The organism is Salinibacterium sp. PAMC 21357 (genome assembly GCF_000247645.1).
GTDB lineage: Bacteria > Actinomycetota > Actinomycetes > Actinomycetales > Microbacteriaceae > Rhodoglobus.
In genome coordinates this window covers 387,651-404,120 of sequence record NZ_AHWA01000002.1, presented here as the reverse complement: position 1 = coordinate 404,120, position 16,470 = coordinate 387,651, and the positions used below count along the sequence as shown (strand labels likewise).

The 16,470-nt window shown below is 58.4% G+C and carries 14 protein-coding genes and 4 tRNA genes; 10 read left to right on the top strand and 8 right to left on the bottom strand.

From position 1 onward, the window contains the following. Window positions 1-42: 42 nt before the first annotated feature. The 4 genes from ON14_RS01980 to ON14_RS01965 all read right to left on the bottom strand — a co-directional run bounded on the left by ON14_RS01980 (window position 43) and on the right by ON14_RS01965 (window position 5,288). A complete protein-coding gene (locus ON14_RS01980; protein WP_010202729.1) occupies window positions 43-2,166 on the bottom strand; it encodes a 3-hydroxyacyl-CoA dehydrogenase NAD-binding domain-containing protein in 2,124 nt (707 codons plus the stop codon). A 2-nt stretch (window positions 2,167-2,168) separates the two neighbouring features. Then, window positions 2,169-3,365 carry a thiolase family protein gene (locus tag ON14_RS01975; RefSeq protein WP_010202727.1) on the bottom strand — a complete coding sequence of 399 codons (1,197 nt, stop codon included), beginning with the start codon at window positions 3,363-3,365 and terminating at the stop codon, window positions 2,169-2,171. A gap of 77 nt (window positions 3,366-3,442) precedes the next feature. Then, complete coding sequence (locus tag ON14_RS01970; RefSeq protein ID WP_010202726.1) at window positions 3,443-4,699, bottom strand: HRDC domain-containing protein; 1,257 nt, start codon at window positions 4,697-4,699, stop codon at window positions 3,443-3,445. After that, entirely contained in the window at window positions 4,692-5,288 is a 597-nt protein-coding gene (locus ON14_RS01965) for a DUF3000 domain-containing protein (RefSeq protein WP_010202724.1), read from the bottom strand. The genes ON14_RS01970 and ON14_RS01965 overlap by 8 nt, the downstream gene beginning before the upstream one ends. Window positions 5,289-5,367: 79 nt before the next feature. Between ON14_RS01965 and ON14_RS01960 the strand changes: the two genes are divergently transcribed. After that, the gene (locus tag ON14_RS01960) at window positions 5,368-6,582 is read left to right on the top strand and encodes an alpha/beta hydrolase family protein (RefSeq protein WP_010202722.1); all 1,215 of its coding nucleotides are present in this window, start codon (window positions 5,368-5,370) and stop codon (window positions 6,580-6,582) included. Here ON14_RS01960 and ON14_RS01955 read toward each other — a convergent pair. Both ON14_RS01955 and ON14_RS01950 read right to left on the bottom strand, forming a co-directional pair. Further along, window positions 6,575-7,012 carry a SufE family protein gene (locus tag ON14_RS01955; protein WP_010202719.1) on the bottom strand — a complete coding sequence of 146 codons (438 nt, stop codon included), beginning with the start codon at window positions 7,010-7,012 and terminating at the stop codon, window positions 6,575-6,577. The two genes, ON14_RS01960 and ON14_RS01955, sit on opposite strands and share 8 nt — an antisense overlap. A 9-nt stretch (window positions 7,013-7,021) precedes the next feature. Next, a complete protein-coding gene (locus ON14_RS01950; RefSeq protein WP_010202717.1) occupies window positions 7,022-7,921 on the bottom strand; it encodes a sulfurtransferase in 900 nt (299 codons plus the stop codon). A gap of 139 nt (window positions 7,922-8,060) precedes the next feature. On the opposite strand from ON14_RS01950, the gene zapE reads away from it, so the two are divergent. Then, window positions 8,061-9,074: a cell division protein ZapE gene (gene zapE, locus ON14_RS01945; RefSeq protein WP_010202716.1), complete on the top strand. Its 1,014-nt coding sequence runs from the start codon at window positions 8,061-8,063 to the stop codon at window positions 9,072-9,074. 110 nt (window positions 9,075-9,184) lie between these two features. After that, the gene (locus tag ON14_RS01940; RefSeq protein ID WP_010202714.1) at window positions 9,185-10,261 is read left to right on the top strand and encodes an ammonium transporter; all 1,077 of its coding nucleotides are present in this window, start codon (window positions 9,185-9,187) and stop codon (window positions 10,259-10,261) included. Here ON14_RS01940 and ON14_RS01935 read toward each other — a convergent pair. Both ON14_RS01935 and ON14_RS01930 read right to left on the bottom strand, forming a co-directional pair. Further along, on the bottom strand, window positions 10,187-11,017 hold the full coding sequence (locus ON14_RS01935) for an EI24 domain-containing protein (RefSeq protein ID WP_010202713.1): 831 nt from the start codon (window positions 11,015-11,017) through the stop codon (window positions 10,187-10,189). The genes ON14_RS01940 and ON14_RS01935 overlap by 75 nt on opposite strands. A 102-nt stretch (window positions 11,018-11,119) precedes the next feature. Further along, window positions 11,120-11,192 (bottom strand) — tRNA-Val (locus ON14_RS01930). A gap of 116 nt (window positions 11,193-11,308) precedes the next feature. Here ON14_RS01930 and ON14_RS01925 point away from each other — a divergent pair. The 7 genes from ON14_RS01925 (at window position 11,309) to ON14_RS01895 (ending at window position 16,455) form a co-directional block, all read left to right on the top strand. Beyond that, window positions 11,309-11,380, top strand: a tRNA-Gly gene (locus ON14_RS01925). A gap of 40 nt (window positions 11,381-11,420) precedes the next feature. After that, window positions 11,421-11,491 (top strand) — tRNA-Cys (locus tag ON14_RS01920). Window positions 11,492-11,533: 42 nt separating this feature from the next. Next, window positions 11,534-11,605, top strand: a tRNA-Val gene (locus ON14_RS01915). 143 nt (window positions 11,606-11,748) lie between these two features. Then, a complete protein-coding gene (locus tag ON14_RS01910; protein WP_026037471.1) occupies window positions 11,749-11,928 on the top strand; it encodes a hypothetical protein in 180 nt (59 codons plus the stop codon). A gap of 381 nt (window positions 11,929-12,309) precedes the next feature. Continuing rightward, the gene (locus tag ON14_RS01905) at window positions 12,310-13,188 is read left to right on the top strand and encodes a hypothetical protein (RefSeq protein WP_010202712.1); all 879 of its coding nucleotides are present in this window, start codon (window positions 12,310-12,312) and stop codon (window positions 13,186-13,188) included. An 86-nt stretch (window positions 13,189-13,274) separates the two neighbouring features. After that, on the top strand, window positions 13,275-15,308 hold the full coding sequence (locus tag ON14_RS01900; protein WP_010202711.1) for a glycosyltransferase: 2,034 nt from the start codon (window positions 13,275-13,277) through the stop codon (window positions 15,306-15,308). Between the two features lie 91 nt (window positions 15,309-15,399). Then, a complete protein-coding gene (locus tag ON14_RS01895; RefSeq protein ID WP_010202709.1) occupies window positions 15,400-16,455 on the top strand; it encodes a hypothetical protein in 1,056 nt (351 codons plus the stop codon). Window positions 16,456-16,470 lie beyond the last annotated feature (15 nt).

The following is a 16,470-nucleotide window of genomic DNA, read 5'->3' as shown; positions in this document are numbered from 1 at the left end:
CTGTCTGGATCGGCCCTCCTTTTGGCTAATCAGCGATGGTGCTTACTGCACGCCGCGAATCAGCGGGTCGTGGAAAGTTCCACCAAACGCGCGCTCTGAAGCGCCAGCGCGGTCGAGGTACGGCGTGACACCACCCATCTGGAAGGGGTAGCCCGCACCGAGAATGAGGCACAGGTCGATGTCTTCCGCCGCGGCTACGACGTTGTCTTCCAGCATCCGATGGATCTCGTCGGCTAGGCCGTCTTCGATACGAATTTGCAGCTCTTCGGCCGTCATCGGTGAAGTCCCACCCTTGACGATCTCGACTGCCTTCTTCGAAACGCCCTTCGACTTGCCCTTGCTGTCGCGATCGAAAATGAATCCGAGCTCAGCGAGCTTGTGCAGGTTTTTGCTCTCAAAGAAACGCTCAGGGAAGGCAGCGTGGTGGGTGTCGAGCACGTGAGCGCCGACCTTAAGCCCGACAAGTTCGAGCAGTTCGAATGGAGTCATTGGCAGGCCAAAGGGGCGCGTCGATTCTTCAACAACTTCGAACGGCGTGCCGGTGTCTACAGCGTGCATGGCCTCGCCGAGCACCTTGGCGAGAATGCGGTTCACGACAAAACCAGGAGTATCTGTCGTGATGACCGCGTTCTTGCGCAGGTTCTTTGCCGTGACCATGGCTGTTGCTAGTGATTCGTCGTTCGTGTGCGGAGTCTTGACTACCTCAATCAGCGGCATGACGGCCACAGGATTGAAGAAGTGGAACCCGACAACACGCTCGGGGTGCTTGAGCTTGGCACCGATCTGCTCGACAGACAGCGATGACGTGTTTGTCGCCAGGATCGCTTCGTCAGAGATGTACTGCTCGACCTCAGCGAAGACCGCTTGCTTGGCGCCCAGCTCTTCATAGATAGCTTCGATGACCCAGTCGCAGTCAGCGAAGTCAGCTTTGTCGGTTGTGCCGGTAACGAGAGCCTTGAGACGGTTAGTGTCGTCAGAGGAGAGACGACCCTTCTCGTGCAGCTTGTCAATTTCTGAGTGGATCGCGGCAACCCCGGCATCGGTCGCGGTCTGATCGAGGTCAGTAATGACGACAGGGACCTGCAGGCGTCGAACGAAGAGCAATGCAAACTGACGAGCCATAAGCCCGGCGCCGATGACGCCGACCTTGGTCACCTTGCGGGCAAGTTCCTTATCAGGAGCACCGGCGGGCCGCTTAGCGCGTTTCTGCACGAGGTTGAAAGCGTAGATGCTTGCCTGAAACTGGTCACCCGAAATCATGTCGGCGAGAGCGTTATCTTCCGCTTCGAAGCCGGTCCTCTTGTCGGTGTTTTTGGCCGCTTTGAGCAAAGCGAGCGCAGCGTACGGTGACTTCGCAACGCGACCGATGCGGCTCGCCAACATCTTCTCGGCGATGCCGATAGCAACATCCCACTTCACGGTGCGTTCGATTTTGCCCGGCTCGTTCTTGCGCTTGACCTTAGTGGTGCCAGCGATGACACCGTCAGCCCAACGAATTGAGTCCTCGAGGAAGTTTGCCGGACCAAACATGGCATCAGCAATGCCAAGCTCGAACGCCTCCGGACCCTTGAGCATCCGGTTGTTTTTGAGGGGGTTCTCGATGACGACCTTGAGGGCGTTCTCGATGCCGATCAAGTTCGGGAGCAGCCACGCGCCGCCCCAGCCCGGAATCAGACCAAGGAAGACCTCGGGAAGCGCTAGAGCCGGAACCGAACTGTCGATGGTGCGGTAGTCGGCGTTGAGGGGAACTTCGACTCCACCACCCAGTGCAAGACCATTGATGAATACGAACGATGGCACGCCAAGGTCGCTCAGTTTGCCGAGGGCCCAGTGGCCAAGCTGAGCCATCTGTTTTCCGGTCTCGCGGTCAGGGATTTCGCTGACCTTCGAGAGGTCAGCGCCTGCGGCGAAAATGAAGGGCTTACCGGTAACGGCCAGACCATGGATCTCACCGGCGGTCGCCCGCTCTTTTTGCTCATCAAGCACGCGCGCGAATTCTAAGAGCGTTGCTGGGCCGAGCGTGTTGGGGCGGGTGTGATCTTTACCGTTATCGAGCGTGATCAGTGCGAGAGTGCGGCCGGAGGAGAGGGGCACATCGCGAACGAACGAGTGAGTGATTACCTCGTCTTTGGCGAGATCAGAAAGTCGTGCGAACTGCTCGGTCATTGTTACTTTGCTCCCTTGTAGTTCGGGTTTTCCCAAATGACAGATCCGCCTTGGCCGAGGCCAACACACATTGCCGTGAGGCCGTAGCGCACCTCAGGGTGCTGTTCAAACTGTGCGGCGAGCTGAATCATGAGTCGAACACCTGATGATGCGAGCGGGTGGCCCATCGCGATGGCGCCGCCCCACTGGTTGACGCGAGGATCTTCGTCGTCGATACCAAAGTGGTCGAGCAGCGAGAGAACCTGCACAGCGAAAGCTTCATTGAGTTCGAAGAGCCCAATGTCATCGATCGAGAGCCCTGCCTTGCGCAGTGCTTTCTCCGTCGACGGAATTGGCCCAATGCCCATAATCTCTGGCTCAACGCCAGCGTAGGCAAAGCTCACCATGCGCATCTTCGGAGTGAGGCCGAATTCACGGGCAGCGTCTCCACTAGCAATGATGCTGGCGGTGGCTCCGTCGTTCAGGCCGGAAGCGTTCCCGGCGGTAATGCGGCCGTGAGAGCGGAACGGAGTCTTGAGCGCTGCGAGTCCCTCGAGCGTCGTCTCCGGGCGAAGTCCCTCGTCGCGAGTAGCCAATCCCCAGCCGGATTCGCTCCGTGTGGCAATCGGGATGAGGTCGGGCTGAATGTTGTTGGCCTCATAGGCGGCAGTAGCTCGCTGCTGACTGCGCAGTGCGAAGGCATCGGAGCGAGCCTTGGTGAGGTGTGGGAATCGATCGTGAAGTTTCTCAGCCGTATTGCCCATGTTGAGCGCCTCGGGATCGACGAGCTTTTCAGACATAAACCGCGGGTTTGGGTCAACGCCAGAGCCCATCGGGTGGTGACCCATGTGTTCGACACCACCGGCAATAGCCAGGTCGTAGGCGCCAAAGGCGATTCCACCAGCGATGTTGGTGACGGCCGTCATGGCACCGGCACACATGCGGTCGATGGCGTAGCCAGGAACCGTGGTGGGCAAACCAGCAAGAAGTGCTGCGCTTCGCCCGATCGTGAGGCCCTGGTCACCAGTCTGAGTTGTCGCGGCAATTGCGACTTCGTCAAAGCGCTCTTTGGGGATCTGGGGGTTTCGTTCGAGCAGTCCAATCATCGCCTTGACGACGAGGTCATCTGCTCTGGTATTCCAGAACATGCCCTTCTCGCCAGCACGTCCAAATGGAGTACGGACTCCATCTACGAATACAATCTCAGTTTCCTTGGCCACAATGCCTCCACTAAATCCTTGGATGTAGAACTGATCCTAGGTGGCCAAGATTAGGGTAAGGAATCCTTTGATTGTTCCTACGACTCGGTGTCGTCGGACTCCTCGGGCGTTTGGTGAGCTTCAACAAAGGCTTGGGCAATTGACTGTGCGGAAACGTCAATTTGCCATTGCCTAGCGCCGAGAGCCTGCAGCGCTTCAGAAACACTCTCAGCGCTGATGTCAGCAGGAGGAGTCCACGCGACCCGGCGCAGATAGTCGGGAGTGAGGAGGTTCTCGATCGGGATCGACAATTCTTCTGAACGCTCGCTCATCGTGGCACGCGCAGCCTTGAGCCGAAGGTCGGCTTCAGGGTTCTTATCTGACCACACGCGGGGAGGAGGAAGGGCATCGTTGGAAACGCGAGACGCCGGAATATCCGTCGAGGCGAGACCGGCTTGGATCGCATCCCACCACCGATCGATCTGGGTACGGCTGGCTCGCCCGCTGAACTCTTTCATTGCAGACAGCTGACGCTTGGACTCCGGCAGAAAACGGGCTGCAGCCAGAAGCGCGGAATCGGGAACCAAACGACCAGGAGCAGTGTCGACCTCTTGGGCGTAGGCATCCCGAGCAAGCCAAAGTTCGCGAGCAATCGCGAGATTCTTGCCACCGCGAAGCGAGTGCACTCCGCTGAGTCGGCGCCAAGGTTCGGCGCGGACGTTGCTGAGGTCCCGTGAAAGCACCGAATCGAACTCCTGTTGCGCGATGTCGTGCTTATCCGCCGAGTCGAGCAATTCGCCAAGAGCCTCGCGAAGATCGACAAGCAACTCGACGTCGAGTGCGGCGTAAACCAGCCAAGCTTGGGGTAGCGGACGAGTGGACCAGTCGGCAGACGAATGCTCTTTAGCTAGATGGATGCCCAACAGGTGCTCGACAACGGTTCCGAGTCCCACACGAGGGAGGCCGGCAAGGCGCGCCCCCAATTCGGTGTCGAAAAGTCGGGACGGGTGTAAACCAACTTCTCGCAGACAAGTGAGGTCCTGCGTGGCGGCGTGCAAGATCCATTCTTCGTCAGCGATCAGATCATTGAGCTCTACGAAATCGCCGATTGCGGGGGGATCGAACAAGAACGTTCCCGCCCCACGGCGGAAGATTTGAATCAGGTACGCGCGTTGCGAATAGCGATAACCGCTTGCACGCTCGGCGTCAATCCCGATTGGCCCATGACCTTCGGCGATGGCCGCGACAGCGGCAAGATATTCGTCCCGATCGTCAATGACGTTTACGGGAGCATGAGGGGCTTGGGTGGCGTGCGACTCGCCCTCAGGGGCTGCACTTTCGGGTGCGCTATTCACGTCCAACTTTACGGGCCGACAACAGGGTGACTCCTTCAATCGTTGGTGGTAGGCCGGCAAGCATGCAGACCAACTCACTCCAGCCTTCCACATGTGCGGACATACTGAGATCTTTCGGGCTCCACGAGGCGCGCAATTCAATTTGTGCACCGTCGGGTTGTGACTCGAGTTCGCCGAACCCTGTCGAGAGAATTCGCGTCGCTGTGCCGGAAACTTGGTCGTACGTGGCGCCGCGGCTGTCGAGAGCGTCAACGAGCCAGGACCATGTCACTTCGCTCAAGAAAGGATCGACACCAATTTCTGGTTCAAGGGGAGCTTGGGCGAAGCAAATGATGCGGAACTCGCTGTCCCACGCATCCGGAACTTCGGGGTCATAGAGGAGCACAAAGCGACCGGTGCCGAGATCAGAGTCTTCACCATGACGTGCAGGAGTGACATCCGCAGCAAGGGCAAATGACCACGGCGCAATCTGTGAAGGTGCCGTGATTTCTGTTACCGCTAGTTCGGTGCGCAAGGCTGCAGCACGAAGTGACTCAACCGCGGCAACGAAAACTGCGGGCGGTGTTGGTCCAGCTGGCGAATCAGGCACGACTGAAGATTAGGCTTTAGGGGAGCGATCGCTAGTGAGGCACGCCGCGTCTGTGCGGCTGCGAGACGGAGGTTTTCGGATGCGGGAAGCAGGACGAGTGCGCGTCGTCACGGGAATCATTAGTGGTATCGCGATCGGCGCCGCAACGATCGGAATCGTCGCAGCGGCGTCGAGCGCGGTTCTTTCGGTGCTGTTCGCGCGGCGGTTGGTGACACCGCCTGGGCGCGCGGAGAGTGAATTACGGATTCTCGCGCTGGGGGAGTCGACTGTAGTGCTCTCAGCTTCGCCGGAGAGTCGTGCACACGGTCGCTTTAGTTTGTGGTTCGCCGATAGCACCGGCCACGCCCGCATTGGCGCGGTAATTTCTGAGAGCCCGCGGTGGGTCGCCCGCGAATTGCTTTCCGTGCAATTCGGTCAGCCTAAAGCCGGCGACAACGCGCGAACCAGCGGATGGTTCTACCTAAATCCCGCTGAGCTCGGGCTCGCGTATTCTGGCGTGCTCGTTGAGACTGAGTTGGGCCAGGCGCCGGCCTGGCTCGTTCCTGCAGCACGAGAAAGTTCGACGTGGGCGATTCACATCCACGGCCGCGGTGTCCAGCGACCAGAGACGGTGCGCGCACTCAAGGAGTTCTACGACGCTGGTGTGACCTCTTTGTCGATTTCGTACCGAAACGATACGGAAGCGCCCAACTCTGCAGACCACCGTTACGGCCTCGGCTCTACCGAATATCGAGATGTTGACGCTGCAATTAGCTACGCGCGGTCTGCGGGAGCTACGCGCATCATTCTGATGGGATGGTCAATGGGTGGCGCAACAGCGCTGCAAACGCTGATGCGTTCGCCGAACCGCGACATGATTATCGGTCTCGTGCTCGATTCCCCGGTCGTGGCTTGGGGGCCCATTCTTGAGTTACACGGAACGATTAATCGGATTCCGACACCCATTCAGCGCGCGGCCCAGGCGGTACTTTCCGGCGAACAAGCGCAACTGCTTGTCGGAACCGCAAATCCGCTGGACTTTCCGTCAATGAATTTCGTTGAGCGCGCAGCAGAACTAGATCGTCCGATTCTGCTGATGCACAGTGCTGGCGACGCCTACGTACCGGTGGGCCCCTCGCGCGCCCTCGCCGAGCTTCGACCAGACATCGTCACCTACGAAGAGTTCGACGTTGCCGGACACACGAGACTGTGGAACTACGACAGTGAACGTTGGCTTACCGCGATTCGCTCTTGGCTGAGCATTCAACTCGGCGAGCGCACCGCCGACGCCCACGCGACGGATTCGGCTAACTGAGAGTCTTGAGGCGAATTTGACGCTTTGCCCGGGCGAGCATTCCCGTCATCCCTCGCAAGCGCAGAGGGCTTACGGCTTTTGACAGGCCGAGCGACTGCGGAAAATCGTCCGAAAGCTCTAAGACCTCTGTCGTGCTGAGGCCAGAGAGACCTTGCGCCAAGATCGACGCAAAGCCTCGAGTCGTCGGCGCCTCGGGCGGTGCGGTTGCGAACATCCGAACGGTGTCGTTCTCGACTTCAATGAATATAAAGACGGGGGACTGGCACTCCTCAACTCGCTCAAACAAGTCCGGGTGATCCCGATACCGATCAGGCAGTTCTGGAAGCTCGTTAGAAAATTCGAGGAGAAGCTGCAGCCGATCCCGAAGCTCAAGGCTCAAGAAATCGTCGCGGATTTCAGCCAACTGGGTCGGGATCTGCTGCTCACTCATCGATTAAGTCTAACGCGAAGGAACCTCGCCAGGATCTGTGCCGATGACGATGGGAACAGCAACCAAAGAACCCCATTCGGTCCACGATCCGTCGTAGTTGCGAACGTTCTCGAAGCCCATGAGGTAGTTCAGCACAAACCAGGTGTGGCTTGAACGCTCACCGATGCGGCAATAAGCGACGATGTCATCGCCATCCTTCAGGCCTGCGCCATCACGGTAGATCTCGTTGAGTTCGCTCAGCGGCCGGAAGGTTCCGTCATCTGCTACGGCCTTCGACCACGGCACACTTTGTGCGCTCGGGATATGACCTGCGCGCAGAGCGCCCTCTTCGGGATACGCGGGAGCTGTTGTGCGCTCTCCGCTGTACTCCTCTGGAGACCGCACATCGATCAGGGGATTGCCGAGATGGGTCAAAACATCATCGCGGAAGGCGCGAATCGTCGAGTCGTTGCGTTCGACAATCGGATATTCCGTTGGCTTCGGGGTGGGGGCTTCTAGCGTGTACTCGCGGCCATCTGCCTCCCATTTTGCGCGACCGCCGTCAAGCAAGCGAACGTCGTCGTGTCCAAAGAGGGTGAAGACCCAGAGGGCGTAGGCGGCCCACCAGTTTGTTTTATCCCCGTAGATAACAACCGTGGTGTCGCGCGAGATTCCGCTGCGAGACATGAGTTCGGCAAATCCTTCGCCGTCGATGTAATCCCGAGTGACCGGATCGTTCAAATCTGTGTGCCAGTCGATCTTGACTGCACCACGGATGTGCCCGGTTTCGTAGAGCAATACGTCTTCGTCAGACTCGACAACGACCAAACCGGGGGTCTCGAGACGTTCTTCAAGCCAGTCAGCAGAGACCAATCGTTCAGGGCTGGAGAACTCAACGAATTGGGGGGCCGGGTCGCGTTCGATAGTCATAACTACCTCCGATAGTGATTGGAAAAACTGGCGCGGGCTTCAAACTAAGCTTGATTAGTCCCTTGCCCAAGAAAATTACGCATTCGCCGCTGATTACACCGCGTTGCCGTAAGACTGCGAAACATAACCGAGGCTGAGAATGAGCGCTACTGCGCCGACGACTCCTGAGCGTCTAGTCGATCGTATCCCGTCGTTGACCGGAGCGCAGATGCTCGCCGAACTCGTGCCACCGCGCCAGTTCACCGGCGCGACCTTAGATTCCTATCGACCAGACAGGGACTACCAGTCTCAAGGCGCTGCCGTCGCGGCGATGCGCAACTTTTCAACGGCTAGTAAGCAGTCTGGTGGGTTGTTCTCCCGCAAGAAAGCTCCGGTCGCCAAACCGGGAATCTACCTAGATGGTGGGTTCGGGGTGGGCAAGACTCACCTGCTGGCGGCTTTATGGCATCAGATGTCTGGCCGAAAGTACTTTGGAACATTCATCGAATACACAGCTTTGGTGGGCGCGGTGGGCTACGCGCCGGCGGTCGAGCTGCTCAAGGGTGCTTCCTTGGTGTGCATCGATGAATTTGAACTGGATGACCCGGGAGACACTCGCTTGATCTCCCGCCTTCTCTCCGAACTTGTTGCTTCGGGAACCAAGATTGCGGCCACATCGAACACTCCACCCAACGCTCTCGGCGAAGGCCGTTTCGCTGCTCAAGATTTCTTGCGAGAGATTGATTCGCTCTCGGCAAAATTCGAAACGATCCGGATCGACGGCCTCGACTACCGGCGCCGCGACACCGGTGCTCACGCCATTGCGGTTGATGACGCCGCTGCCGCCGTGGCGAAATTAACCGGAACCGTCACTCTCGATTCCTTCGATGAGGTGCTGAAGCACCTTGGGGGAGTCCACCCTTCGCGATATGTGAAGCTGATTGACGGGATCGAGGCGATTGGGCTGACGGGCGTGCATCCGTTCACCAACCAGACTGATGCCCTTCGCTTTGTCGCGTTCGTGGACCGCCTCTACGATGCCCAAGTGCGCATCTATGCTGAGGGGACGGCTCTCGATGGAGTGTTCCCTGACGACATGCTGGCGGGCGGTTATAGCAAAAAATACTTGCGTGCTGTCTCCCGACTCATCGCTCTTACGTCGAACACCGAGTAGAGCCGGGCGCGGTTCTCTCGCAGTGGAGGTGAGATTTTCGCGCGTTATTCTGGGTTAGCCATTGTGCAGGTGCACGGTTACACATGAGACTGGGCGCCAGGAGGTTCACAGTGCCGGAAGAGTTCGCAGCGGCGACCATCGGAGTGGTTGCTCTCACTCTGTTGTTGGTTGCGCTAATGGTGTTGTACGCCCGTATTTTGCCGGCGGCGCCGTGGACGCGACTGATGGCGGAGTCGCTAGCCAGCGCGGCGCCTGGTGTTCTTGGATGGTTAGTCTTGGCGCCTGTCATGGCATCCAATTTGCGAGGGATCATGATGCCGTCGCTTGCGTTGCTTGGCGGAATATGTTGCTTCCTCGTGACTTTGGTGGCTCGAAGTGCGGGGGCTACTTTCGCGCGAGGCGTCATTTACGGATCCGTGTGGACCGTCGGCGTGTTCATCCCCACGGCAATCCGAACCTTTGAACCCTTTGGCGCCTCAATCCCGCTGGGCGTGGCTCCCATCGATCACGGGGGTGCGTTGGTGATGAGCGTCGCAGTCGGTGCGGGAATGCTGGCGGTGCTGGTTGTAGAAAGAAAATCCCTGATTCGCGGAGCTCGCAAAGAAGTCCCCGTGGCTCTAGGGATTCTTGCTCTGGCCTTGGTCGTCGTCTCGTGGATTGGGTGGCTCGTAGGGGCCGAATTTGCCATAGACGACACAGCCGGTCTCATCATGGTCAACGGGCTCGTCAGTGCCGTCGCCGGAGCAGTGGGATGGATCGTCGTGCAACTGATTAGCCACGGAGTAGTGAATCTGAAATCACTCGCCGGCGGAATTGTTAGCGGACTTATCGCCGTCACCGCCGGTGCGCCGCTCTTCACGCCTGTCTCCGCGGCCGTTGCCGGACTCATAACCGGCGCCGTGGCAAGTGTCTTCACCGTGCGTCGGGGCTCGCCCTTGGGGAATCAGCTACGTTTTCTCGTCAACACCCACCTCATTGGCGGGAGCCTCGGAGTTCTCTCGCTCGGAATATTGGCGACCGGCTCAGGATTTCTCTTCACCGGTCAGACAGCCATATTTCAGGAGCAGCTTCTCAGCGTCATCGCGACGGCAACGTGGTCATTCATCGTGTCGTCAGGATGCTGGTGGTTGCTCAGCAGGCTCGGCAAGCGCATCCGTGTTCCCGACAAGCGTATCCTCGCCGAGTAGTGAACGAGTGAGAAGCGTCGCTCCGGCTAGGGCGGCGGGCATGGCAATCACTGCGCCGAAGGGGATGAGGAACACCAGGTAGGTCGCAGCACCGAACCCGAGTGATTTCGCACGCGAGAGCCGCAGTACACGGCGTCGCGCAGTGAGGTGCATGCCGCGCGACTCGAACGGAATGTTCGCGAGTTCAACTACCAAAAGCCAGCCGCCTACTAAAGCTCCGATTGTGGCCGCGACAACGGTGCCCACGATCGGAATAAAGCCGAGCGCGAAAACAAACAGTGCAAGGCCGACAGTGGGAAACAGGAGTCGAAGCCCCTCGGCTAATCCTCGTCGAGCATCTTTCCAGAAACCCTGCGGGGCTGGTGTCGCCGGAGATCCATGCCGCGAATCGACGTGGCCCGCAATCTTGCGATAAAAGGCATCGCCGACCATCAAAGTCACCGTCGCAAACGCGTTCACGATGATGAGGATGCTCGAAACGATGACCGCTAACCCCGCAGCGAACTGAACTGCTGCCCGAGGCAACTCATCCCAATCGTCGGCAAACGGAGTGAGAAACTCGGCAATTGGTTCGATCGCCACAATCAGCGCGACGAACAGCCCGATGGAAAGAGTGCCGACGATGGCCGCCGGAATCATTCCGAGAAACATCAAACGAGGTGCAGATACCCAAATGCGAAAACCTTTGAACAGAAAACTGACACCACGGAAGAACTCGCGAAGTGGCGTCGAGCTGCCGGAGGAAGTTGCATTCATGCCTCAAGGCTAGCGGCTGAAGCACGCAGACTAGGGGCCCGAATGGCATGTTCACAGCCCTGTCGGGCACCGCAACCGAGAAGTCTGGGTGTCACTATCGAGTGGGCGATACCGGACTCGAACCGATGACCTCTTCCGTGTGAAGGAAGCGCGCTACCAACTGCGCCAATCGCCCTGCAGGGCAATCTTCGCATATCTGAACGACACGCTCACCCTCGAATTGGAACTTCGCGCACTCTTCGTATACAGTCATCTAGCACGCGAAAACGGGTAACCGAATAGCTTGCAAATGCGGATGTGGCGCAGTGGTAGCGCATAACCTTGCCAAGGTTAGGGTCGCGAGTTCGAATCTCGTCATCCGCTCGATTGAGAAGTGTCAGCCTCGCTGACACTTCTCATGTGCGGTGGAGTGGCCGAGAGGCGAGGCAGCGGCCTGCAAAGCCGTATACGCGGGTTCAAATCCCGTCTCCACCTCGTAACGAGTGTTTATAGCTAGTTTCGACAACTAAATAGCATGAGCGATTGGCGCAGCGGTAGCGCGCTTCCCTGACACGGAAGAGGTCGCTGGTTCGATCCCAGTATCGCTCACTCTAAAACCCCCGGGAAACCGGGGGTTTTTTCGTTCCCGGAGTCAGTTTTAGGTGTTTGTGCAATACCTAGGCAATACCGGTTCGCACGATACTCGGCACGGGGCCCGCTAACTTCCCTCGCGGTACGCCATCGTTTCCCCAATGTCTTCAAGGGAACTGACGATAATTCTGATCAGTCAGGGTCTAACAGGCTTCGCCTTCATCGATCCGGCTGACAGTTCGGAGACTGACAAGTGGATGCGCGAGCTTGCAGAGCACGGTGACGGTACCGCATTGTCGTTCCCGCCCTTGGCGAAGTCGAGCCCGGACGGCGGGGGATAGAAGGCTCACCACACGACTCCGCCATCAGAAGAGTAAGACGATGCGCCAGATCGTCCATGACAACCCAAGCATCCCCGTGCTGCGGGTCGACGACCAACTTGACTGCGGTCTGCTGCGACAGATCACCTGCCTGACTTCTCCTCACGAGCTCCCTCAGCATCTCGGGGGCTCGCGGCGGAGAAGGTGAAACGGATCGCGCAATGGTGCGCCGACGGACAGTCGTTCATGCGGTTCGGAGGCAAAGCTGAACGCAGCCTGCCGCTGCCGTACTGAGGACGATCGCGACATCCGCAATACCCCCAAACTAGGTGAGGTTGCCTAGTTTTACCCATCCAGAGCCTAATCTGAGCTCGGCAACGAACTATCTGAAAGGCCCAACAGTTGGTTATCACGCAGTCACGCACATCGGTCGCGAGCCGGCTCCGCAAAGCCATCGCCGCCTCCGCACTCACTTTCGCAGTGCTGGCTGCAGCCGGCTGTGCCGCCGCCGCGCCGGCAGAGTCTGAGCCGCAGGATGCACCTGAAACCGAGGCGTGCGCCAAACTCGCTGACGAACAGCTTCAGTGGCTTAGCGATGCGATCCCCGGAGAGATGATGTCCGACAGCTTCGGCAACTACTGCAAACTCCGCATTGACCCCGACTCCGACGCTCTCGTGTACGACGCATCGACAACCGACCTCGTATCGCTGAAAGAGTTTGGGTTCACTGAGGAGGATGCCGCCACAGCGCAGATTGCCGCGATCACCTACCTTGTCGAGCAGACGCTTGACTCCGAAGCGCTAGACAACCCCGAGGTCAACGCGGTCGATTGGAAATCAGGGCATTCGGAGTTGTTCGACGAAGACGGCCCTGTATTTGATGCAGAGGCTTTCAACAATCTCTCAGTGGTCAGCGAAAAGATGGCCGCCCCGCTGAACCGCGACGGCCGGCCACGCGCTCGATCAATCGATGTGCAGGTCAACAAGATCTGGGCAGCCCTCAATGACGGAGTCCCCTACCTGATCGTTCAGACCGCCCCGACGGCAACATACGAAGCCGATGACGCCCTGCTGATCGCGACAATGCTCGCCAACGACCCCGACCGCACCGAAGCCAGCGTCGAAGCAGAAGCACCATACCTTTTCGACGGCGAAGACACCTCTGGGGTCAGCATCACCGGTGTTTTCAACTTCGGATTCACCTCCGCAAATCCCTCGCTGATCTCCGGAATCGGCGCGACCTGGAACATTTTTACGCTCCAGGGCACCGACCTCGAATAACCGCTGGCGCTGTGACTGTGCGGATGCCGCGCACAGTCAGGGAGAGCAACTAGACCGCACCTCTGAAACTCCCCGAGACAGACCGTTTGCTCCGTGGGCACCAGTTCTTCGCCAACATCAAGAAATGGCCTGCCCTGTACAACACCGAGAATGTGCCAGCTGCGAGTCGGCTGTTGTGGCCCCTTGACTGGGGCGCGGGAAACCGAACTCTGAGCCGCGTGGTGCCACCACTGCTCGGTGATATAGACAACTATGTCTACATGGGGCTTTCGAAAGTACCGTCTAAGCAGAGCGAAGCATTTGTCCAGTTGTTGCTAGACGAAGGACTCGCGACGCCGAGCCAAATCGCGGAAGCTCGTGGCGTGAAAGCTCGCTCCGGTGTCCACATCGATCAGACGCTCGCGAGCCGCGGACACCTCGACGACGTCACATTGGTAGACGTCATCTCACGGCTCTGGAACATTGAGCGAGCCGCTATGACGGAAGTTGACGGTGAATTCGCCCGCCAATGGAGTGGTCAGCTTTATATTGCCGAAAACTGGATGCCCGTTCGTGAGCTACCCGATGGTCGCGCACTTGTTGCGACTGCTCGAGTTCCCGACGACGAGCGAAGCCAGCGAATTTCTGACGCGCTCGGCCGAGATGTTGTTTTTGTTGCGGCGACATCCGCGCAGATCTGGCACTCAATTCTCGATGTTTTCGGGCCTCAGATCGCCGATCAAGCAGCAAACGAGCTCTGGAATCGGAATCCAGTGCTTTCGGCGCGTACCGTCGCGTCGCGAGGCCAAAAAATTGGCCTGATCGTTTTGCTCATCGTGTTTGTTATTGCGCTGGTGCTGTGGCCGGCAGCGACCGTAATCGCGCTCATAGCGATCACGAGCCTGGTGTTCCTCGCCGGCACAGCGTTCAAGTTCTTTATCTCCTTGAGGGGAGCGCGGTTCGACCTTGTCGAGCGCGTCTCCGATAGCGAAGTCGAAGCGCTGAATGACGACGAGCTTCCTCGCTACACTGTGCTCGTTCCTGTTTTCAAGGAAGCGAACATTGTCGCCCAGCTGGTCCGAAACCTTGGCGATATCGATTGGCCAACTAACCGCCTCGAAGTATTCGTATTGATCGAGGAATCCGACGACGAAACGAGGTCGGCGTTCGAGGCGAGCTCGCCGCCCGATCATTTTCACGTCATTACTATCCCCGCTGGGCATCCGCAGACGAAACCTCGGGCCTGCAACGTCGGATTGTTCTTTGCGACGGGGGATTACCTAGTTATCTTCGATGCGGAAGACACGCCGGAACCAGACCAGCTTAAGAAGGCATACATTTCGTTCCAGCGCGGTGGCGAGAAGACGGTATGCGTTCAGGCGGCGTTGAACTACTTCAATGCTCGTGAAAACGTGCTCACCCGGATGTTCTCCCTCGAGTACGGCTACTGGTTCGACTACATGCTGTCTGGTCTCGATTCGCTCGACCTCCCTATTCCGCTCGGGGGCACCTCAAACCATTTCCGCACCGAAGCGCTGAAAAGCCTCGGAGGCTGGGACCCCTACAACGTCACCGAAGACGCCGACCTGGGCATCCGCGCGAGCGCGCTCGGGTACCGGGTCGGCGTGGTGAACTCAGCCACGATGGAAGAGGCGAACAAGTCGATTCCGAACTTCATCCGCCAACGCAGCCGCTGGATCAAGGGCTACATGCAGACCACCCTGGTGCACGCCCGCCGGCCGGTCGCGTTGTTCCGAGAGATCGGTTTTTGGCGATTCTGTAGTTTTGTGCTGCTTATTGCCGGTACTCCAGCAACTTTCTTAGGTGTGCTGCCTTTTTACGTGCTAACCGTGTTGTCGCTTGCACTGCCGTCGGAGTTCGTCGGGCAGTTCTTCCCCGTCTGGCTGCTCTGGGTGTGCTTCCTGAATTTCATCATTGGCAGTTCGATCATGGTTTATTTGTCGATGATGGGACCGTATAAACGCGGCACGTTCGCCCTCGTTCCCTGGGCGCTTCTGAACCCGCTGTACTGGATTTTGCACTCGATTGCTTCATACAAGGCGCTCTGGCAACTAATCACGAAGCCGCATTACTGGGAGAAGACGGAGCATGGCCTCACAACCCAGACCAACCATGAGTGAGCCACTGACGAACACACGTGCGCTGCGCATAGCCACACGTCCGCCTCGGACCCGGCTCGATAGTTGGCCGCGGCGTGCGCCACGTCGGTGGTTGCTGCGCGGACTATTCTCACTGCCCTACATAATTTTTGCCATCGTCGTCGCTGCACTTGGCGCTGACGACTCCCCGAATGCGACCCTCGTAGCGCGAGCGACCCAGATCGATTGGGATCGAGCGGACGGACAGTGGCTCGGAGAAATCTTCCCGCCCGCGAGCACCCTGCTAGCGGCGTTCGTGCCCGGGGGTGCTCTATCGCTCTCGATCATCGGTGCCATAAGCGCAGGCATTTTCTTGCAAAAGCTCGTGGAAATCATGGTTCAGCGCCGCTTTCCGCGATCAACCATCGTTATTTTGATGCTCGCCCTTGCTGGCAATCCGCTGTTCTTTTACAACGCGACTCAAAACTTCTCCGCATTCCTGGGACTGCTGCTCTTCGGATTGGGCCTTTCGCACATCGTTCGATTCGTTACCTGGGGCAATACCGAATCGGGCTTCCGGGTTGGGCTCTATTTCATGGTCGCCGTTCTTACCGATGTCACCGCTCTGGTTTACGTGACGGCAGCTGCTATTTCGGCGCCGTTCTTGCGGCATCGTCGCGACGGCGAGGTAGGCGCGCGGCGCGCAAATGCCCTCGTCATCCTCTATCCCGCCGCATCCGCACTTATTTCACTCTCCGTCTTGAACACGCTGTTTCTGGGGCGCCCGTTCGCTGGCGCGACGCGAGAGGCCTTTACCGGTTTTGGGGATCGGATGATCGTGGTTCTGGAGTTCTTCACCTCTTTCGAAGGGTTATGGGTCATTGCGCCAGTGATCAGTTCGTGGCTGATTGCGGTGATAGTCCGACGCCCGGGTGCGATCTTCATTTCGACCCTCGTTTTCGCCGCATTCATTCTTGGATTCACGCTCGGACTTCTTCCAGATGGCTCCACCGGAAATATTTTCATCACGATGACTCTGCTGGCGATTGCGCTAATTCCGACTGCGCGCAGTACCCGCGGCACCCTGATGATTGATGTTGTCGGGATGTTTCAACTCGCGATTGGATGGGCAGCAGCGCTCACCAGCACGACGCTCGCGGTATGGGCGACTCAGATCTTGGGCGCCTAGAGCGGTTAGTGACAC